Origin of the sequence: Streptomyces sp. NBC_01426 (assembly GCF_036231985.1) — a bacterium.
In the GTDB taxonomy this organism is placed as follows: domain Bacteria; phylum Actinomycetota; class Actinomycetes; order Streptomycetales; family Streptomycetaceae; genus Streptomyces.
Genome location: NZ_CP109500.1, coordinates 1,599,965 through 1,620,824, shown reverse-complemented (window position 1 = coordinate 1,620,824; position 20,860 = coordinate 1,599,965). Strand labels below are relative to the sequence as shown.

Here is a 20,860-nt window from a genome sequence, read left to right as displayed (position 1 = left end):
TGTGAAGAGCGAAGACGCCGCAGACGAGACGGTCCTGATCGAGATCGACGGCCACACGGGGGTGATCACCCTCAACCGGCCCAGGGCCCTCAACGCGCTCACCCACCCCATGGTGCTGCGGATCACCGAGGCGCTGACGGACTGGGAGCGGGATCCGGGAGTGACCCAGGTCCTCCTGCGCGGCGCCGGCGAGCGGGGGCTGTGTGCCGGGGGTGACATCCGGGCCATTCACGACGACGCCAGGGCCGGGGGTTCGGCGTCGGCGGACTTCTGGCGGGACGAGTACCGGTTGAACGCGCTCATCGCCCGGTATCCCAAGCCGTACGTGGCGTTGATGGACGGCATCGTGATGGGCGGCGGGGTCGGGATCTCGGCCCACGGCAACGTCCGCATCGTCACCGAACGCTCGCGCGTGGCCATGCCCGAGACCGGCATCGGCTTCGTCCCCGACGTCGGCGGCACCTACCTCCTGGGCCGCGCCCCGGGGGAGCTGGGGCTGCACCTGGCCCTGACCGGAACGGCCGTCGGGGCGGCCGACGCCCTGTTGTGCGGGCTCGCCGGTCACTTCGTACCAGCTGGACGGCTGCCGGAGTTGACCGCCGAACTGCTCCTCGCCCCGGTCCACGAGGTGCTTCCCCACCACGTCGGCACCCCCGGACACGCCGAACTGGCGGAGCACCGGCGGTGGATCGACCCCTGCTACACGGCCGACACCGTCGAGGAGATCGTCGATCGGCTCCTCGCGACCAACGAGCCCGAGGCCAAGGCGGCCGCCGAGACCCTCCTGGCCAAGTCGCCGACCGCACTCAAGGTCACCCTGGCCGCCGTGCGCCGGGCGCGTGAACTGGGCCCCCTCGAATGGGTGTTGGAGCAGGAGTACCGGGTCTCCTGCAACGCCCTGACGTCGCCCGACCTGGTGGAGGGCGTCCGGGCCCAGGTGATCGACAAGGACCGCAGGCCCCGTTGGTCGCCCGCCACCCTCGAAGAGGTCACCGAGGCGGACGTGGCCCGCTTCTTCGCCCCGCTCGGGGCGGATCACGAACCGATCTTCCCGGGGGCGCGGGACGAGAGCGTCACCGGCTGAGCGCGTCGGGCCGCCGCCTCCCGCGCACGGCGGCGGGCGGCGGCCCGACAGCTCACCCCGTCGTCAGGAGCCGACGTACTCCCGAAGATGACGCGCCGTCAAAGTGTCACTTTCGGAAACCAGTTGGGCCGGCGTGCCCTCGAAGACCACGCTGCCGCCCGCGTGACCACCGCCCGGCCCGATGTCGATCAGCCAGTCGGCGTGCGCCATCACCGCCTGGTGGTGCTCGATGACGATGACCGAGTTGCCGTCGTCCACGAGGCGGTCCAGCAGGGCGAGGAGCTTGTCGACATCCGCCATGTGCAGGCCGGTCGTCGGCTCGTCCAGGATGTACGTCGAGGATTTCTCCGCCATGTTGATGGCGAGCTTGAGGCGCTGGCGCTCGCCTCCCGACAGGGTGTTCAGCGGCTGCCCGAGCCGCAGATAGCCCAGCCCCACGTCCGAGAGTCGGCCCAGGATCGCCCGGGCCTGGCCGGTGGTGAAGAACGCGTGCGCCTCCGTCACCGGCATGTCGAGCACCTCGCTGATGTTCTTGCCGCGCAGTCGGTACGTGAGCACCTCGGGCGTGAAGCGCCGGCCCTCGCACTGCTCGCAGACCGAGGCCACCCCGGCCATCATCGCCAGGTCGGTGTAGACGAGGCCGAGACCGGTGCACTTCGGGCAGGCGCCCTCCGAGTTGGCGCTGAACAGCGCCGCCTTGACCCCGTTGGCCTTGGCGAAGGCGGTGCGGATCGGGTTGAGCAGGCCCGTGTACGTGGCCGGGTTGGAGCGGCGCGAGCCCCGGATCGGGGACTGGTCGGCGACCACCACCCCGTCCCGTCCGGAGAGGTAGCCGTGGATCAGGGAGCTCTTGCCGGAGCCCGCGACGCCGGTCACCACCGTCAGCACCCCCAGGGGGACGTCCACGCTGACGTCCTTGAGGTTGTGCAGGTCGGCGTCCTTGACGGACAGGTGGCCGCGCGGGGTGCGCACGGGCTCGCGCAGCGCCGCGCGGTGTTCGAGGTGTCGGCCGGTGAGGGTGTCGGAGGCGCGCAGTCCGGCCACGTCCCCGCTGTAGCAGAGCCGCCCGCCGGCGGTGCCCGCTCCCGGGCCGAGGTCCACGACGTGGTCGGCGATCGCGATGACCTCCGGCTTGTGTTCCACGACCAGGACGGTGTTGCCCTTGTCGCGCAGCCGCAGGAGCAGGTCGTTCATGCGTCGGATGTCGTGCGGGTGCAGACCGGTGGTCGGCTCGTCGAAGACATAGGTGATGTCCGTCAGCGAGGATCCGAGGTGGCGGACCATCTTGACGCGCTGGGCCTCGCCGCCCGACAGGGTGCCGGAGGGGCGGTCCAGACTCAGGTAGCCGAGGCCGATCTCGACGAGGGAGTCCAACAGGTCGCGCAGGTTGGCGATCATCGGGGCGACGGCCGGATCGTCGATCCGCCGGACGAACGCGGCCAGATCGCTGATCTGCATGGCCGAACAGTCCGCGATGTTCACCCCGTCGATCCGCGAGGACAGCGCGGCGGCGGAGAGTCGGGTGCCCGCGCAGTCGGGGCAGTCGGCGAAGACCACGGCCCGGTCCACGAAGGCCCGGATGTGGGACTGCATGGCCTCGCGGTCCTTGGCGAGGTAGGTGCGCTGGATCTTGGTGATCAGGCCCTCGTAGGTGAAGTTGTTGGACCCGACCTTCACCTTCACCGAGGGCTTGTGCAGGAAGTCGGCCCACTCCCGTTCGGTGAAGTCCTTGAGCTTGGTGTCGGGGGAGTAGAGGCCGGAGTTCGCCATGATCTGCCAGTACCACGAGTCCACGGCGAAGCCGGGGACGGTGATCGCGCCCTCGTTGAGGGACAGTTCGCGATCGACGAGCTGGTCGACGGCGATGTCGGAGACCTGGCCGATGCCCTCGCAGCGCGCGCACATGCCGTCGGGGGTGTTGAAGCTGAAGGCGGTGGACGTGCCGATGTGCGGGACGCCGAGCCGGGAGAAGACGATCCGCAGCATCGTATAGGCGTCGGTGGCGGTGCCCACGGTGGAGCGGGAGTTCGCTCCCATCCGCTCCTGGTCGACCACGATGGCGGCGCTGAGGTTGTGCAGCCCGTCCACGTCGGGGCGGCCCAGGCTCGGCATGAACGACTGGATGAAGGCCGTGTACGTCTCGTTGATCATGCGCTGGGACTCGGCGGCGATGGTGCCGAACACCAGGGAGGACTTGCCGGAGCCGGAGACCCCGGTGAAGACGGTGAGGCGGCGCTTGGGGATGTCGAGGGAGACGTCCGCGAGGTTGTTCTCCCGGGCGCCCCGGACCTGGATGACCTGGTGGGCGTCGGCGGCCGCGATGGGCTGAGAGGTCACGGGGGCTCCCTACTGGTGGTTGTCGGCCGGCTCGCCGGCGCCTGGGGTGGTGATCCAGTCGACGAGTTCGATGATCACTCCGTTCGGGTCGGTGACCTGGAACAGCCGCTCGCCCCAGGGCTCTTCGCGCGGCGCCATGGTGATGGGGACGCCCGCCGCGCGCAGTCGTTCGTGCTCGCTCGGCAGGTCGGCCACGGTGAACACCAGGATCAGGCCGGCCGCGCGCTCGTGGCGGAAGTCCTCGGGGAGGAGTTCGAGTCCCCGGCGCAGGAAGATCACCTGCGGGCCGTCCGGGTGCGAGAGCGAGACGAAGCCGTCGGCGGACATGGCTTCCCGGAAGCCGAAATGGCCGGTCAGTAAGGTGGCGGACGCGTGGACGTCGTCAACGTTGAGGGATATGGCGGAACTGGCGATCTGCACGGAACTCCTCGCGGCTCGATGGCTCTGCCGTACATTGTACATAGTATCCTGTACAGCGTAGAAAGATTTCGACGCGGGCTGGAAGGAGCCGGGCATGGCGAAGGACCGGAGCGGCGCGGGCGACCCCGTCCGCACCCTGGAGTTGCTGTGGAGGGAGCCCGGGCAAGGGGCCCCGAGCGGCCGGCGCGGCCCCCGCCAGGGGCTCACCGTCGACGCGGTCGTCGAGGCCGCACTCGCGCTCGCGGACGAGGCGGGCCTGGCCGCCCTCACCATGCGGGCCCTGGCCGGCCGGCTGGGAGTGACCCCGATGACCCTCTACACCTACGTGCCGGGCAAGGCGGAGCTGCTCGACCTGATGCTCGACGAGGCGTACCGGCGCATGGCGCGCCGGGACATGCGCGCCGACGACCCCTGGCGGGCCCGGGTCGCACGGGTCGCCGACGACAACCGGGACCTGCTCCTGCGCCACCCGTGGATCGCCGACCTCCCGGTCACCCGGCCCCCGCTGGGTCCCGGCGTGATCGGCAAGTACGAGCACGAACTGGCGGCGTTCGACGGCATCGGCCTGACCGACGTCGAGATGGACGCCGCCCTCACCCACCTGCTGGGCTTCGTCCACGCCAACGCCCTGGCCGCCGCCGACGCCGCGGCCCACAACGACCGCCAGAGCGACGACGAGTGGTGGGCCGTCAGTGCCCCGCTGCTGGAGCGGGCCATGGACGCCGAGCGCTATCCGCTCGCCGGACGCGTCGGCAGCGCGGTCGGCGGCTACCGACCCGAGACCGTCTGGGACTTCGGGCTTGCCTGCGTGCTCGACGGCCTCGCCCGACGGGTGGAGGGGCGGCGGGGCCCGGAGTGAGGCGGGCCGGCGCTCAGCGGTAGCCGGTGGTGTCCGCCGGGCGGTCCGGGTCCTGGACCTCGACCATGTACCGCCAGGCGTCCGGCCGGCTGCCGTCCAGGTCCGTGAATCCGTAGACCCGGGCCAGTTGCCCGCTGGAGAGCGACTGCCCGTTCCAGCGCGACACCTCGGGGTCGGCGGCGAGCGCCGCGACCGCGCGCCCGACGTAGGCCGGGGTCTCGGAGATCCCGAAGTGCGGGACCTTCTCCAACGCGTCCCGCCAGTTCGCCTCGGTCACACCGAAGTGCTCCAGCATCATCTCCGACCGCAGCCAGCCCGGGGTCAACGCCACCGCCGTCGCGCCGCGCGGCCCCAGCTCGTGGCCGAGGGCGAACGCCATGCGCAACACGGCCGACTTCGCGATGTCGTAGAAGAACGACACCCGGTAGCGGCTCGCGTTGTACTCCGCCGTCCCGTCCGTCATCTCCACCACCAGACCGCCCGGACCGCGCAGCAGCAACGGCAGCGCGTGATGGCTGGTGATGGCATGGGTGTCCACCGCGAGGCGCATCAGGCGCAGCCCCTTGTCGAGGTCGTGCTCCCAGACCGTGCTCTCCCACTCGAAGAGCAGCTCGCCGCCCCAGATGTCGTTGACCAGGACGTCCAGCCGGCCCTGCTCGGAATCGATCCGCCGGACCAGCGCCTCGACCTGCTCGGACACCAGATGGTCCGCCACCACCGCGATCCCGTGACCGCCGGCCGCCGTCACGAGCGCGGCCGTCTCCTCGATCGTCTCCGGCCGGTCGTACTCCGACCGCTTGCCGGTCGTGCTGCGCCCCGACACGTACACGGTCGCGCCCCGCGCGCCCAGTTGCACCGCGATGCCCCGGCCCGCGCCCCGTGTCCCACCCGCCACCAGGGCGACCTTGCCCCGGAGGGTCTGCTCTGCGTCCGCCATGCCCCGAGCCTACGACGCCGCGTCGCGCGGGGCACGCCCATCGGCGCGCGCGGCGGCGGGGCCCCGGCGTCACCCGACGGGGGCATCAGAACCAGTTGAGGGTGAGGGTGAAGGTGGTGTGGGTGGTGGGGTCGGTGGCGGTGGCGGTGATGGGGTGGGTTCCGGTGGTCCAGGGTGTGCCGGTGATGCGTCCGGTGGTGGGTTCGAGGGTGAGTCCCCAGGGGAGTGTGGTGGTGGTGTAGCGGATGGGGGGTGTGCCTCCGGTGGTGGTGAGTCGGATGGTGCAGGTCTGGTTGAAGCGGCAGGTCTGTGGTCCGGGGTCGACGATCCGCAGATCACCCGACGTCGGGGTCGGCGTGGGCGTCGGGGTCGGGGTGGGCGTGGGAGTCGGCGTCGGCGTGGGGGTTCCGGCGCAGCCCGGGGTGGCCTCCGGCGGCAGTGGCACGCGCCAGATCCGGGCGTCGTTCTCCGAACCGACCAACAGGCCGGCGCAGTCGGCGTACGTGAGCGTCTCGCCCTGCGGCTGGGCCGGCAGCGCCACGTCCGCGAGCTTGTTCCCCGCGGTGTCGTACACCGTGGCGGTGTTGGCCCCGAGCGGTCCACCGCTGCGCAGGGCGTAGGAGGCCCCGGACGGGGAGAAGGCCCCGTCGGTCGTGAACACCGGGCCCGACCGGACCGGGGAGAGGGTGTTGAGCTGCCCGGACACGGGCGGCAGCGGGGCCTTGTACAGCTTGCCCGCCGCGCCGATGAGTTTGGTCGCGACGTAGAGCTGCCCGGTGACGGGGTCCGCGAGCAGGGACTCGGCGTCGTGCCGGCCGTCGGAGTAGGCGAAGCGGTGGCTGGTCGGGGTGACGGACGCGTCGGCGAGCACCTCCGGTTCGGCGAAGGCGTGGACGGTGATCTCGGCGCGGCCGGCGAAGTTGTCCCCGATGTCGCCGACGAGGATCACGGGGGATCCCCCGGCGTCCTTGCCGAGCGCGAGGCCTTCCCAGTCGGTGTTGCCGACACCGGTGACGGTGTAGGTCGCCACGAGCCGGCCGGATGTGGTGTTGCAGTCGACGGCGAAGACCTGATTGGTGTTGCCGCTGTCGTTGACGGCGTAGAGGACGCCCGGGTGCCTGCGGCTCATGGCGAGACCGCTGAGTTCGGCCAGACCGCCGGGCAGGTCGCACGCACGCTCGGGGGCCGGCGCGGCGGCCGGCGCCGCCGGGTCGGGGGGCGCCGGGGTCACGGAAGCGGTGGCGGCGCCACCGGTCGCCCAGGCGGCGGCCGGCAGGGCGACGGCGAGGAGGGCGGTGGCGAGGGCCGCCGCCCATGGTGTTCTGCGGGTGGGTGCCATGCGCACCATGTGAGGGGACGTCGGGCGCGGATGCCAGGGCCAACGCCGTCCCGTTTGAGCATGGTTCAATGCCGAACCGACATGCCTCGCGGTCCGCAAGGCCTGTTCCGGTCAGGGTGCGGGCTCACGTACGGGGGCTTTGTGCAGGGCGTGCGCGATGAAGGCCCGGGCCGCCCGACCGAGGGGGCGCCGGGTGTGGGCGATGCCCACGGGGCGCAACAGGGGCGGGGTGAACGAGCGGATCTCGGCGCGCGTGCCGAAGGCCCTGGAGACCACGTCCCGGTACCAGATGAGCGAGCCTCGCCCGTCCGTCACCCCGGTGACCCAGGCGAGTCGTTCGTCGACTTCCAGGCGGGGTTCGGGGCGCACGCCGAGGCAGCTGAACATGGCCTCCATCTCGGTCCGTCGGCCGGTGCCCGGGCACGGCAGCACCATGGGCAGCCCGTCGAGCAACCGGAACGGCATCGGGTCCGGCAGCCGGGAGCCGATGGGCGAGATCAGCACCACCTCCCGCTCCTGGACGTGGTGCGTGGACAGCTCCTGGTCGATCGGCAGGTCGACCAGCGCCAGTTCGGCGCTGCCGCCGGTGAGTTCCTGGACCAGGGCCTCCCGGCTGTCGCGCTGCAGGACCCGGACGTCCACCCCGGGATGCCGTCGGGTGAAGGAGGGCACCAGTTCGGCGGCCAGGTCCAGCGCCAGGGTCGGGGTGGCGACCAGGACGAGGGTGGTGCGGACGGCGTCGCCGTGCCCGGTGCCGATGTCGTCGATCGCCTCGACGGCGTTCAGGACGGTCCGGGCCAGTCGTACCACCCTGGACCCCTCGGGGGTGAGGTCCACGCCCCGGCCCCGGCGGGCGAGGAGTTCCACGCCGAGATCGCGCTCCATGGCCTGGACGGCCCGGGAGAGGGCGGACTGGGCCACGAAGACCGAGGCGGCCGCGCCCGTGATGGAACGGCAGTCCGCGACGGCGACGAGGTAGCGAAGCTGCGCGAGTGTGGGGGTCATGACCGGACGGTAACCGGGTGCTGCCGTACCTGTAAGGGGCAGCATGGTGAACAACTCCCACGCCTCGGTGCGCCGTTCATGCCCGCGTGGCGAGAAGGCATACCGGCACGGCATGACCGTGCGCCTCGCCCCTCGCCTCACGCCTTCCCCGGCCCCGGCCCGAGGGGTGGACATCACCGCAGGCCACCGGGCGGACGGGGGTGCGGCGCGGGCCGGGACCGGAGGGTCGGGAACCGGCCGGCGGGTCCGGGAAGAGCGAGGGAACCCACTCCGCATACCGGTTGACAGTGCACGGTCATCACCGCACGATGCATCGCGGCGCCGGGGATTTTGACCACCGCTCAAGCCCGTCCGAACCGACGACGGGTCACCCGGTCGCGGCACGCACCGCGCCGGCGGAGTCGTCGACCGGCGTGTTCCCCCGTCCTGCCCGCACGGCCCGCACCCCCACAGCACGGCCCGTACGGCCCACGCATCGCCCCGCACGGCACCGGCACCGCAGGCCCCCGCGCGCCTCACCGCGAGGCACCGGTGCGGGCACCACGCCACGTGACACGGCACGACACCACACGGCACGGCACGGCACGGCACCGCACGGCACCACGGACCGCGCATCACCGCCCCGCACCACCGCCCGCGCAGCAAACGCACCGCACCGGAACGCACCGGAACCCACCGGAAGAAGGAGCGCCCGTGACCCCCCACACCGCGCAGCCCCCCGCCACCCGTGACCTGGTCGTCGCGGCCTGCCCCTTCGAGGAGCCGCACCCCCGGATCGTCACCGCCGCCGAGCGCGCCGGGTCCCTCGGGCTGCTCGACCTCGGCCGGGACCCCGGACCCGCGCGGGCCGCCTTCGCGGAGCTGGGGCGGCGGCTCGACGGCCGGCCGTACGGGGTGCGGGTACCGGTGGGCTGTCCGCTGGGCCCCGGGGAGCTTCCGGCGCAGGTGGACACGGTGTTGCTCGCCGATGTCGCGGAGCACGTCCCGGAGCGGGTGGCCGCCTGGGCGGCGGCCCCCGGTTCCCCCCGGGTCTGGGCCGAGATCACCGACCTCGGGGAGGCGCGGGCGGCGGTGGCGGCCGGGGCCGGAGCGATCGTGGCCAAGGGGCACGAGGCCGGCGGTCGGGTGGGCGCGAGCACCACCTTCGTCCTCCTCCAGCGGCTGTTGACCGGGCCCGGACCGGGGGTGCCCGTCCTCGCGTGCGGGGGCATCGGCCCGCACACCGCGGCGGCCGCCGTCGCGGGCGGGGCCGCCGGTGTGCTGGTCGACGTACAACTGGCCCTGACCTCCGAGGGGGTGGCCGGTCTGCCCGCGGAGGTCGTGGCCGCGCTGCGGGCGATGGACGGCTCCGAGACCCGGCTCGTGGACGGGCACCGGGTGTTCGCCCGGCCCGACCTGCCGCCGCCCGACGGACCGGCGGCGCTTCTGCTCGGGGCCCGGGACCTGCGGACGCAGTTGCTGCCCGTCGGCCAGGACGGGGGCGTGGCGGACCGACTGGCCCGACGGCACCGCACCACGGGCGGGGTGCTCCGGGCCGTCCGGGCCGCCGTCGCCGGGCACATCGGGGCCGCCGCCAGGGAGAGACCGCTGCTCGGGTCCCGGGTGGTGGCGCAGGGCCCGATGACCCGGGTCAGCGACCAGGCGGCGTTCGCCGAGGCGGTGGCCGCGGCGGACGGCGTGCCCTACCTCGCCCTCGCCCTGACCCGGGGCCCGCAGGCGCACCGGCTGCTGGCCGAGACCGCCGAACGGCTCGGGGACCGCCCGTGGGGCGTGGGCCTGCTCGGCTTCGCCCCGCCCGAGCTGCGCCGGGAGCAGCTCGCGGCCGTGGCGCGGGTGCGTCCCCCGTACGCGATCATCGCCGGCGGCACCCCGGCGCAGGCGGCCCCGCTGGAGGCGGCAGGGACGGTGACGCACCTGCACGTCCCCTCGCCCGGACTGCTGGAGCGGTATCTCGCCGAGGGGGCCCGGCGGTTCGTCTTCGAGGGGTCGGAATGCGGCGGGCACGTCGGGCCGCGCGCCTCGTTCCCGCTGTGGGAGGAGCAGATCGAACGGCTGCTGTCCTGCGCCGAACCGGCCTCGCTGGACGTGCTGTTCGCCGGCGGCATCCACGACGAGCGGTCCGCCGCGATGGCGGTCACGGCCGCCGCGCCGCTGGTCGCCCGGGGGGCGCGGATCGGCGTACTGATGGGCACGGCGTACCTGTTCACGCGGGAGGCGGTGGCGGCGGGCGCGATCCTGCCGGGTTTCCAGCGGACGGCGGTGGAGTGCGAGGAGACCGTCCTGTTGCACACGGCGCCGGGCCATGCCACCCGCTGTGCGGACACCCCGTACGCGGGAACGTTCGAGGAGACCAGACGGCGGCTCGCCGAGGGCGGGACCGAACCGCGCGCAATGTGGGAGGAGTTGGAGCGGCTGAATCTGGGCCGGCTCCGGATCGCCGGCAAGGGGCTGCGTCGGGGACCGGCCGGCCTGGAAGCGGTGGGTGAGCGGGAGCAGTTGAGCGACGGACTGTTCATGCTCGGCCAGGCCGCCACCCTGCGGTCCGGGACCACGACGGTGGCCGCGCTGCACGCCCAGGTCACCCGGGGGGCGACGGAGTTCCTGGACCGGCGGGCCGCCGAGACGGCCGGGGCGGCCGAGGAGGAGGCCGGTCCCGTCGTCGAACCGCTCGACGTCGCCATCGTCGGAATGGCCTGCGCCTACCCGGGGGCGCCGGGTCTCGACGCGTACTGGTCGCAGATCCTGACCGGCCGGGACGCCGTCACCGAGGTTCCGGTCGAGCGTTGGGACCCGGGGCTCTACTACGATCCCGACCCGGCCCGGGCCGGGGAGCGCACCCCCTCGCGCTGGGGCGGTTTCCTGGCGCCGGTGCCGTTCGACGCCCTCGCCCACGGCATTCCGCCGACCTCGCTGGCCGGGATCGAACCGGTGCAGCTCCTGGCCCTGGAGATCTCGGCGCGGGCGCTCGGGGACGCCGGGTACGGCCGGGGCAGGGAGTTCGACCGCTCGCGGACCTCGGTGGTCTTCGGCGCGGAGGCGGGCACCGAGCTGGCGGGCGCGTACGGGATGCGCGCGCTGTATCCGGCCTATCTGGGCGAGCTGCCGCCGGCGTTGGACGAGCAGTTGCCCCGGCTGACGGAGGACTCCTTCCCGGGCATCCTCGCGAACGTGATCGCGGGGCGGGTCGCGAACCGTCTCGACCTGGGCGGCGCCAACTGCACCGTGGACGCCGCCTGCGCCTCCTCGTTGGCCGCGCTGGACCTGGCTTGCCGGCAACTGCGCGACGGTGACAGCGACATGGTGGTGTGCGGCGGCGCCGACGTGCACAACGGCATCAACGACTACCTGATGTTCGCCTCGGTGCGGGCCCTGTCCCCCGGAGGCCGCTGCCGGCCGTTCGACGCCTCCGCGGACGGGATCGCGCTCGGCGAGGGGGTGGGCGCCCTGGTGCTGAAGCGTTTGGCGGACGCGGAGCGCGACGGCGACCGGGTGTACGCGGTGATCAAGGCGGTCGGCGCGTCGAGCGACGGCCGGTCGCTGGGGCTGACCGCGCCCCGACCGGAGGGGCAGCGACGGGCCCTGGAGCGGGCGTACGCCCGGGCCGGCGTCTCCCCGGCCGACGTGGGACTGATCGAGGCCCACGGCACCGGGACCGTGGTCGGCGACAGCACCGAACTGTCCGTGCTGAGCGAGGTGTTCACCGCCTCGGGGGCCGAGCCGGGATCCTGCGCCCTGGGTTCGGTCAAATCGCAGATCGGCCACGCCAAGTGCGCGGCCGGGCTGGCCGGCCTGATCAAGGCCGCGTGGGCGGTGCACACGGGCATCCGCCCCCCGACCGCGCATCTGAGCACGCCGAACGCGGCCTGGCGGGCCGAGGACGGCCCGTTCGTCTTCGACACCGAGGCTCGGCCGTGGGCGGTGCCGGTGGAGCGGCGGATCGCGGGCGTCAGCGCGTTCGGTTTCGGGGGCACCAACTACCACGCGGTGGTGGCCGGTTACGGCGGCGCGGAGGAGCCGGGACACGGGCTGGAGGAGTGGCCGGCGGAGTTGTTCTGCTTCCGGGGCGAGGATCGGCGGGCCGCGGGGCGGGCGATGGCACGGCTCGCCGCCCGACTGGAGGAGAACGACGCGGCCGGTCGGCCCTGGGCCCTGCGGGACCTCGCGGCGGAGGCCTCCGCGTCGGGTACCGGGCCGGTGCGGGTGGCCGTGGTCGCCGCCGACGCGGACGAACTGGCGGTACGGCTGGAGCAGGCCCGCAGTTTCACGCCGGGCGCGGGGGTCCACGTACGGGAGGAGGCGGCCGACCCGGGCGGGGTGGCGTTCCTCTTCCCCGGTCAGGGCAGCCAACGCGTGCGCATGCTGGGGGACTTGTTCATGGCGTTCCCCGCCCTGCGCGGGCTCCTGGACGAGGCGCCGGAGGGGGTGGCGGGCGCGATGTTCCCGCCGGCCGCGTTCACCGCGCCGGCGCGGGCCGCTCAGCGGGCGGCCGTCACCGACACCCGCGTGGCGCAGCCCGCCCTCGGGCTGGCCGGCGCCGCGGCGCACCTGCTGCTCGGCCGACTCGGCGTGCGGCCGGACTGTGTCGCCGGGCACTCGTACGGGGAACTGACCGCGCTGTGGGCGGCGGGCGCGTACGACACGGCGAGCCTGTCACGGCTGAGCACGCGCCGGGCCGAGGCGATCCTGGCGGCGGCCGGAGCCGATCCCGGCGCGATGGCGGCCGTGTCGGCGGCGCCGGAGGAGGTCCGGGACGTCGCGGCGCGGGCCGGGTGCGTGGTGGCGAACCACAACGCACCCCGGCAGTGCGTGGTCTCGGGCCGGACGGAGGCCGTGGCCGAGGCGGTGGACGCACTCCGCGCGGCCGGGCACACGGCCGAACTCCTGCCGGTGGCTTGTGCGTTCCACAGCGAGGTGGTGGCCGGGGCCGAGTCCGCGCTCGCCGCCGAGCTGGCGGCGACGGCGGTGTCCGCGCCGAGCGTCCCGGTGTGGTCGAACACGACGGCGGCCCCGTACCCGGCCGACGCCGACGGCGTACGCGGCCTCCTGGCGGGCCAGGTGGCGCGGCCGGTCCGGTTCGTCGACGAGGTGGAGGCCATGTACGCGGCCGGCGTCCGGACGTTCGTGGAGGCGGGCCCGGGCCGGGTGCTGTCCGGTCTGACGGCCCGGATCCTGGGCGATCGCCCGCACACGGTGGTGCCGTTGGACGTGCCCGGCGAGCACGGGCTGGTCCGACTGGTCACCGCCTTGGCCGAGTTGGCCGCAGCCGGGGTCCCGATCGCCCCCGAAACCCTGTTCCGGGGCCGGACCGCCCCGCTCCCGGACCGGGCCCCGCGACGGCCGGGCTGGCTGGTGGACGGCCACCTGGTCCGCACCTCGGCCGGCACCCCGATCCCGGGCGGCCTCCGCCCCGCCCACCGCATCCCCCGACCGGAGGCACCGATGAGCCCGCAGAGCGCCGCCGACCAGGACGGCTCCCCCCTTCCTCCCCTGTCCGCCCGGTCCCCCCGCCCCGTCGAGACCCCGGCCCCCGTGCCGAGGCCCGACACCGCGTCCGGGAACGGCCACGCGCCGGTCGCGGCCCCCGGGCCCCGTGACGAGGCCGTGCTGGAGTACCTCCGCGGCTCGCGCCTGCTGATCGAGGCCCAACGCGAGGTCCTGCTGGGCTACCTGGGCCGCACCGGGCCCGGCGCGGGCACGCCGGCCGAACCCGAACCGGACGTCCCCGCCCGGCCCGCACCGGGCACGGCGTGGGGCGACGGCCCCGTCTGGAGCGATGGTCCGGCGTGGGTCGCGGCCGGGCCCGACGGCCACCCGCCGGCGTCGGGGAGCCCGGGCCGTTCACCCGACCCGTGGGGGTCGGCACCGGTCAACGGCCGGGAGCCGGCGCACGCGACCACGGCGCCGGGGCCTGCGAAGCGCGGCGGCGGAGCGGCGATCGAGGCGCCGGCGCACCCCGATCCGTGGCGGCCGGCCGGCCCCGACACCCCCTACGACGGTCCCGTGGACGGGCCGACGGACCGGCCGGACGCCCCGGCCGCGCCGCTGACCGCGGGCGGGGTGATGGACGTCGTCCTGGACATCGTGCACACCCGGACCGGCTATCCCCTGGACATGCTCGACCCCGGGCTGGACCTGGAGGCCGACCTGTCCATCGACTCCATCAAGCGGGTCGAGATCATCGGCGCCCTCGCCGACCGGATCGGCCTCCCCCGGGACCCGGGCGGCTCCGCCGAGTCGGCCGTCGAGGAGCTCTCCCGCCTCAAGACCCTGCGCGGCGTCGTCGACTGGGTCGTGTCCCACACCACGCCCTCCGCCGGCGGGTCCGACACCACGACCGCCGACCTCACGACCGCCGATACCGCGACCACCGGCGCCGCGGCCCACGACACCGGCACCCCGGCCGGTGTCTCGGCGTCGACCGGCGCCCTGTACGACGGGCCCGCCATCCGCCCCGCCGGGCCGCGGCCGCTCCGGATGCGCGTGGACCTCGTACCCGTCGCACCGCCCGCCGGGGATCCGGCCGGACTGCGCGGGCTGCGGATCGGGATCGTCGACGACGGGCAGGGGGTGGCGACCGCACTGAGCGGGGCGCTGGAATCCCACGGGGTCGAGGTGCGGTTGCTGTCCGGGCCCGAGGCAGGCCACGACGGGCTCGTCGACCTGTCCGCGCTCCGGGCCGCTCAGGGCGCGGGGCAGGAACCCGTCCTGCCCGGCGCCTTCGCCGGGCTCAAGGGGGCCCTCGTCGGCGGTGTGCGCCGGCTGATCCTCGCCGCCACCCCCGACTCGGGCCTGCACGGCTTCGCCCGCAGCGCCGCCCTGGAGTTCCCCGGCGCCCTGGTCCGGGCGGTGGGGGTACACCCGAAGGAGGACCCGGCCCGCGTCGCCGCACAGCTCCTCGCCGAGTTGAGCGACGGCGCCGAGGCCCGGGCCTCCGTCTCCACCGGCGAGAGCGGCAGGAGCGGGCACGACCCTGACGGTGACGGCCCGGGCGCCGACCCCGCCGCCGCGCCTCTCCACTCCGTCGTCTACACCGCCGACGGAGCCCGCGTCACGGCCCGTCCGGTGCCGGCGGACCTCACCTCCACCGGATCGGCGCCACCCCTCGGCCGCGACTCCGTCGTCCTGCTCACCGGCGGCGCCCGCGGGATCACCGCCCGCACCGCGCTCGCCCTCGCCCGTGCCACCGGCTGCCACGTCGAGCTCGTCGGACGCACCCCCGGGCCGACGGCCGCGGAGGACGAGCGGTACGGGCAGGCCACGGACCGGGTGGCGCTGCGCGCCGCGCTGGTGGCGGCGGGGCTGCGCACTCCTGCTGAGATCGAGGCCGCCGCCTCCCGGATCCTCGCCGAGCGCGAGGTGCGGGCCACGCTGGCGGCCCTCGCCGGCGTCGCCGCCTCCGTCCGCTACCACCGCGCCGACGTCACCGACGAGCGGGCGGTACGGGCCGTCGTGGCGGCCGTCCGGGCCCGGCACGGCCGGCTCGACGGCATCGTGCACGGCGCCGGCACCCTCCGCGACGGTCTGCTGCGGGACAAGCGCCCGGAGGCCTTCGCCGAGGTGTTCACCACCAAGGTGGCCGGCGCCCGGCACCTCGCCGCGGCCGCCGCCGACCACGGCGACACGCCCGCCCCCGCCTTCCTGGCCCTCTTCGCCAGCGTGTCCGGGGTGTACGGCAACCGCGGCCAGAGCGACTACGCCGCCGCCAACGACGCCCTGGACGGTCTCGCCCACACCTGGTCGGCCCGCTTCCCCGGCCGGGTGCTGTCCCTCGACTGGGGCCCTTGGGCGGCCGAGGCGGGTGGCATGGTCACCCCCGAGTTGGAGCGTGCGTACGGCCGCCGCGGCATCGCGGTGCTCAGCCCCGAGGCGGGTACCGCCGCCTTCCTCGCCGAACTCGCGGACGGCCACGACGTACAGGTCGTCCTGACGGCGGCGCGGGACGAGGGGCACGGCGGTACCGCAGACAGAGCGGGGACCGTGCACGAAGCCGGAACCGGTGGCAGCGGGACCGGGAACGGCTTCGGGACCGGGGAGCGCCGTGACTGACGGCCCGCGGCGCGGGCCGCGACCGACCGACGCGGCCATCGTCGGGATGGGCGCGGTCTTCCCGGGGGCCCCGGACCTGGCCGCCTACCGCCGCAATCTGCTCGCCGGAACGGATTCCATCGGCGAGGTCCCGCCCGACCGCTGGGATCCCGAGGTGTACTACGACCCCGCCGGGGCCGTAGGGCCGGCGCGCGGGGACCGTTTCTACTGCCGGCGGGGCGGCTTCATCGACGGGCCGGCCGCCTTCGATCCGACCCGTTTCGGGATCATGCCGTCGGCGGTCGAGGGGGCCGAGCCGGACCAGCTCCTGGCCCTGCACGTGAGCGCCGAGGCGGTCGCCGACGCGGGCGGCGAGGAACGGCTGCCGGCAGACCGGTCGCGGATCGGGGTGGTGCTCGGACGCGGCGGTTTCATGGGCGTGGCCACTGCCCGGTTGGACCAACGGGTCCGGACCGCACACCAGTTGGCCCAGACCTTGCGGGAGGTGGCGCCCGAGCTCGGGGAGCGGCGCATCGCGCAGGTGCGCTCCGCCTTCCAGGACGCCCTGGGCCCGGATCGACCCGATGCCTCGATCGGGCTCGTGCCGAGCTTCACCGCCGCCCGGACGGCGAACCGGTTGGACTTCCGGGGCCCGGCCTACACCCTGGACGCGGCCTGCGCCTCCTCGCTCCTCGCGGTGGACCAGGCGGTCGGGCTGTTGGCGGGCGGGCGCTGTGACGTGGTGGTCGCCGGGGCGGTGCATCACTGCCACATCGCCACGCTGTGGAGCGTGTTCACCCAGTTGCGGGCGTTGAGTCCGACCGAGCGGATCCGCCCCTTCGACCGGCGGGCGGACGGAACGCTGCTCTCGGAGGGCACCGGCGTGGTGCTGCTGAAGCGGCTCGCGGACGCGGAGCGGGACGGGGACCGGATCTACGCGGTGATCCGGGGCACGGGGGTCGCCGGTGACGGGCGCGCGGCGAGCCTGATGAGCCCGCTCGTCACGGGGCAGGTACGGGCGCTCGAACGGGCGTGGCGGGAGGCCGGTCTGGATCCCCGCTCCCCCGGGGCGCTGGGGCTCCTGGAGGCGCACGGCACGGGCACGCCGATCGGGGACGCGGCCGAACTGGACACGTTGACAAGGGTGTTCGGGACGTCGGACGAGGGTGCGGGGTCGGCGGGGATCGGCTTCGGGTCGGTGAAGTCGATGCTGGGGCACACCATGCAGGCGTCGGGGATCGCCGGGTTGATCAAGGCGGCGCTGGCGGTGCACGAGGGCGTCCTGCCGCCCACCCTGCACCTGGAAGAGCCGCACCCGGACCTGGCCCGGACGCGGATGCGGCCGGTGGCGGTGGCCGAGCCGTGGGAACGCGGACCCGAGCCCCGGCGGGCCGGTGTCAACGCGTTCGGGTTCGGCGGGATCAACGCCCACGTGGTGCTGGAGGAGGCCCCGGGTGCCTCCGCACACCCCGGTGGCGGCGCGCCGAGACCCGCGCCGCCGGTGCGCCGCTTCCTGCCGATGGGCTCGCCGACCCCGACCCCGACCTCGACTCCGGCCGCGACGGGGGCGGGGGCGCGGGAGGACGTGCTCCTGCTCGCCGGGGAGAGCACGGCCGACGTGGCCGAACTCCTGGCCGCGGCGCCCTCGGATCCGTTGGGCATGTCGTCCGGGGACGGCCCGTGCCGGCTCGCGGTGGTCGGGCCCACGCCGCAGCGGCTCGCGCTGGCCGCGAAGGTGCTGGCGCGCGGGCGGACGTGGCACGGCCGGGGGGACGTGTGGTTCACACCCGAACCCCTGGGCGGCCGGCTCGCGTTCCTCTACCCGGGCCTGGAACCGGAGTTCGCACCGGTCGCCGACGATGTCGCGGACCTGCTCGGCCTGGACCGCCCCCGGCTCGGACGGGGCGGGGAGTTGATGGAACGGGCGTTGGACGCCATCGAAGCGGGCCGGTTCTTCGGCCGCGCCCTCGGTGAACTGGGCATCGAGGCGGACGTGTCGGCCGGTCACAGCCTGGGCGAGTGGGCGGCGATGGTGGCGGCCGGCATGTACCCGCGGGAGGCCGTCGACACCTTCCTCGCCTCGCTGCGGCCGGGCTCGCTGAAGGTACCGGACCTCGTGTACGCGGCACTGGGCTGTGGGGCGCCGCGGGCCGAGGCGGCGCTGCACGGCGAGGACGGGGTGGTGGTCAGCCACGACAACTGCCCGCACCAGTCGGTGGTGTGCGGGGATCCCGCCGGGGTCGCCCGGGTCGTGGCCCGGCTGGGGGCCGAGGGGGTGCTGTGTCGGGAGCTCCCGTTCCGTTCGGGGTTCCACACGCCGATGTGGGAGCCGTACCTGGGTCAGGTCCGGGCGGCGTTCGACCGGCTCCCGTTGCGTCCGGCCGCGGCGGGGCGGGTCTGGTCGGCGACGACGGTGTCCCCGTTCCCGGCGTCGACCGAGGAGGTACGGGAGTTGGTGGTGCGGCATCTCCTGGAGCCGGTGCGCTTCCGCGAGTTGACGCTGCGGATGTACGAGGAGGCGGGGGTGCGGCACTTCGTGACGCTGGGCCCGGGGAGCCTGCCGGGGTTCGTCGAGGACACCCTGCGGGACCGGCCGCACCTGTCGGTGGCCGCGTCCTCGCCCCGCCTGTCGGGCGTGGCCGCATTGCGTCGGGCGTGTGCGGCGCTGTGGACGCAGGGGCAGGCGCCGAAGTGGGACCGGCTGTCGCAGGACACCCCGCCCGACCCGATCGGGACGCCGGCCCCGAGCACGAAGCTCACGGCCCCCGCGGCCCTCACCCCGACCGCGCCGGCGGGCCGGCCGGCGGTGTCCCGCGCGGTGCCGCTGGACCTGGGCTCCCCCCTGGTGCGTCTCTCCCCCGCCGCCCTGGCCCGACTGCGCGCCCCCGGCCCGGCGGGGGCCGAGGTCCCGACGGGGAGCGCGGCCCGGGCCCCGTACCGCGGTGGCACCGAAGGCGGCGCGGACGGCGGTGTCGGTGACGGCACGGGGCAGGCCCCGGGGCGGGCGGTCCTGCGGCTCGGTCTCGACACGCTGCCCTACGTCCGGGACCACCGGGTCTACCTCCAGCCGGCCGGCTGGCCGGAGGAGTCCGACTGGTTCCCCGTCGTCCCCATGACCACCATGCTGGAGCTGGCCTCGCAGGCCGCCCTGGCCCACACCGCCCGCACCGACCACGGCCGGGACGCCGTCGAGGTCGTCGGGTACGAGGACGTCCGCGCCCTGCGGTGGCTCCCCGTCGAGCCCGCCCACGACATCGAGGTCCGTGTCCGCGCGGACGGCCCCGGGCGCGTCCACGTCGCTCTGGGCGAGTACGCCGGCGTCGTCGTGCTGCTCGGCCGGTCCTTCGACCCGGCGCCGGCGCCCGACCCCACGCCGCTGCGCGACCCGGGCCCCGCCCCCGTCAGCGCGGACGCGCTCTACCGTGACCGGTGGATGTTCCACGGCCCCCGCTTCGCCGGGGTGCACGAGGTCCGAACCGTGGCCGCCGACGGCATCCGGGGCGTGCTGCGCGCCCTCCCGGACCCCGGGGCGCTGCTCGACGCCGCCGGGCAGTTGTTCGGGCACTGGATGCAGCTCCGGCTGCCGGTGGACCGGCTCGTGTTCCCCGCCACCGTCGAACGGGTCCGTTTCCACGGGCCGCCGCCCCCGCCGCACGCCCTGGTGGCGGCCACCGCCCGGATCCGGGAGGTCCGCGGGACCACCGTGCGGGGCGATCTCGAACTGTGCCGTCCCGACGGCCGGGTCTGGGCCCGGATCGACGGTTGGACGTACCGGCGCTTCGGCGCCGACGAGCGGGTGTGGCCGATGAAGTTCACCCCGGAGGTCTGCGGGATCGGTGAGCCGCAGCCCGCCGGGTGGTGCCTGGCCCGCCGCCGGTGGACGGATCCCGCGTCGCAGGAGCTGGTGATGCGCCGCTATCTCGGGGCGGCCGAGCGGGCCGTGTACGAGCGGCGGTCACCGCGGGAGCGGCCCGCCTGGCTGCTCGGCCGGATCGCGGCCAAGGACGCGCTGCGGGGCCTGCTGTGGGACGGCGGCGCCGGTGCGGTGTTCCCGGTGGAGGTGCCGGTCGGCAACGACCCGTCGGGGCGTCCGGTACCGGAGGGGCCGCTGGTCACGGGAGTTCACCTCTCGATCGCGCACAAGGACCGGCTGGCGGTCGCCCTGGCCCACCGCGCACGGCCCGTCGGGGTGGACGTCGAGACGGTGACCACCGATCCCGACGCCCTGGCGCGGATCGCCCTGGGTCAGGGCGAACGGGCCCTGGCCGAAAGGCTGGCGGCCCTCGACGGGAGCTCGCTGTCGGCCGCGCTGACCACGCTCTGGTGTGCCAAGGAGGCCGCCGCGAAGGCCGAGGGCACCGGTCTCGCCGGCCGCCCCCGCGACTGGCGGGTGTCGGGCGATCCCGGATCCGGTGTCCTGCGCGTGGTGTCCCCCGCGCGCGTCGCCCACACGGTCCGCCACGACACGATCCCCGCGAGCCACCCCACCCCCCTCGACCACCTCGTCGCCTGGACGGAGCCCCACCATGACCACTGACATCCTCGCCGAGATCACCGACATGCTCGTGGAGATCGTCGGCGACGAGTTCCTCGTCGCCCAGGAGGTCACGATGCGCACCACCTTCAACGACGACCTCGCCTTGGAGAGCATCGAGTTCGTCGCGCTCGCCGAGTCGCTGCACCACCGCTACGGCGCCGAGGTCGACCTGATGGGCTTCCTCGCGGAGAAGGACATGGACGGCATCCTCGCCATGTCGGTGGGCGAGATCGTCGAGCACATCGCCCGGGTCACGCACGGTTCCCTCGCGCGGGCGACCGGCTCCCCCGCCTCCGCCGCCTCGGCCGGCTGAGCCG

The 20,860-nt window shown here is 74.7% G+C and carries 10 protein-coding genes; 5 read left to right on the top strand and 5 right to left on the bottom strand.

All coding sequences use genetic code 11. From position 1 onward, the window contains the following. The first annotated feature begins 1 nt into the window (after position 1). Entirely contained in the window at positions 2–1,084 is a 1,083-nt protein-coding gene (locus OG906_RS07100) for an enoyl-CoA hydratase/isomerase family protein (RefSeq protein ID WP_329441011.1), read from the top strand. A 63-nt stretch (positions 1,085–1,147) separates the two neighbouring features. Here the strand turns inward: OG906_RS07100 and OG906_RS07095 are convergent, their stop codons facing one another. Together OG906_RS07095 and OG906_RS07090 are read right to left on the bottom strand one after the other, a co-directional pair. Next, the gene (locus OG906_RS07095; protein WP_329441010.1) at positions 1,148–3,421 is read right to left on the bottom strand and encodes an excinuclease ABC subunit UvrA; all 2,274 of its coding nucleotides are present in this window, start codon (positions 3,419–3,421) and stop codon (positions 1,148–1,150) included. Between the two features lie 9 nt (positions 3,422–3,430). Then, positions 3,431–3,841 carry a VOC family protein gene (locus OG906_RS07090; protein ID WP_329441008.1) on the bottom strand — a complete coding sequence of 137 codons (411 nt, stop codon included), beginning with the start codon at positions 3,839–3,841 and terminating at the stop codon, positions 3,431–3,433. Positions 3,842–3,935: 94 nt separating this feature from the next. On the opposite strand from OG906_RS07090, the gene OG906_RS07085 reads away from it, so the two are divergent. Continuing rightward, on the top strand, positions 3,936–4,700 hold the full coding sequence (locus tag OG906_RS07085) for a TetR/AcrR family transcriptional regulator (protein WP_329441006.1): 765 nt from the start codon (positions 3,936–3,938) through the stop codon (positions 4,698–4,700). A gap of 13 nt (positions 4,701–4,713) precedes the next feature. Here the strand turns inward: OG906_RS07085 and OG906_RS07080 are convergent, their stop codons facing one another. From OG906_RS07080 to OG906_RS07070, 3 genes are all read right to left on the bottom strand, one after another. Next, positions 4,714–5,637: an SDR family oxidoreductase gene (locus OG906_RS07080; protein ID WP_329441004.1), complete on the bottom strand. Its 924-nt coding sequence runs from the start codon at positions 5,635–5,637 to the stop codon at positions 4,714–4,716. A gap of 85 nt (positions 5,638–5,722) precedes the next feature. Then, positions 5,723–6,976, bottom strand: coding sequence for a putative Ig domain-containing protein (locus OG906_RS07075; RefSeq protein ID WP_329441003.1), 1,254 nt, complete (start codon positions 6,974–6,976; stop codon positions 5,723–5,725). A 111-nt stretch (positions 6,977–7,087) separates the two neighbouring features. Continuing rightward, positions 7,088–7,981, bottom strand: coding sequence for a LysR family transcriptional regulator (locus tag OG906_RS07070; RefSeq protein WP_329441001.1), 894 nt, complete (start codon positions 7,979–7,981; stop codon positions 7,088–7,090). A 693-nt stretch (positions 7,982–8,674) separates the two neighbouring features. Between OG906_RS07070 and OG906_RS07065 the strand changes: the two genes are divergently transcribed. The 3 genes from OG906_RS07065 to OG906_RS07055 are packed head-to-tail and all read left to right on the top strand — an operon-like array spanning position 8,675 to position 20,856. Continuing rightward, the gene (locus tag OG906_RS07065) at positions 8,675–16,027 is read left to right on the top strand and encodes an SDR family NAD(P)-dependent oxidoreductase (protein ID WP_329440999.1); all 7,353 of its coding nucleotides are present in this window, start codon (positions 8,675–8,677) and stop codon (positions 16,025–16,027) included. Continuing rightward, on the top strand, positions 16,020–20,543 hold the full coding sequence (locus tag OG906_RS07060; RefSeq protein ID WP_329440998.1) for a polyketide synthase: 4,524 nt from the start codon (positions 16,020–16,022) through the stop codon (positions 20,541–20,543). Before OG906_RS07065 ends, OG906_RS07060 begins: the two co-directional genes overlap by 8 nt. Further along, positions 20,533–20,856: an acyl carrier protein gene (locus OG906_RS07055; protein WP_329440996.1), complete on the top strand. Its 324-nt coding sequence runs from the start codon at positions 20,533–20,535 to the stop codon at positions 20,854–20,856. The genes OG906_RS07060 and OG906_RS07055 overlap by 11 nt, the downstream gene beginning before the upstream one ends. Positions 20,857–20,860 lie beyond the last annotated feature (4 nt).

Bases quoted from the DNA above. Each gene is read 5' to 3' on its own strand.
- OG906_RS07085 (WP_329441006.1), top strand. From the start codon at position 3,936: ATGGCGAAGGACCGGAGCGGCGCGGGCGACCCCGTCCGCACCCTGGAG.
- OG906_RS07080 (WP_329441004.1), bottom strand. From the start codon at position 5,637: ATGGCGGACGCAGAGCAGACCCTCCGGGGCAAGGTCGCCCTGGTGGCG.
- OG906_RS07075 (WP_329441003.1), bottom strand. From the start codon at position 6,976: ATGGCACCCACCCGCAGAACACCATGGGCGGCGGCCCTCGCCACCGCC.
- OG906_RS07070 (WP_329441001.1), bottom strand. From the start codon at position 7,981: ATGACCCCCACACTCGCGCAGCTTCGCTACCTCGTCGCCGTCGCGGAC.
- OG906_RS07055 (WP_329440996.1), top strand. From the start codon at position 20,533: ATGACCACTGACATCCTCGCCGAGATCACCGACATGCTCGTGGAGATC.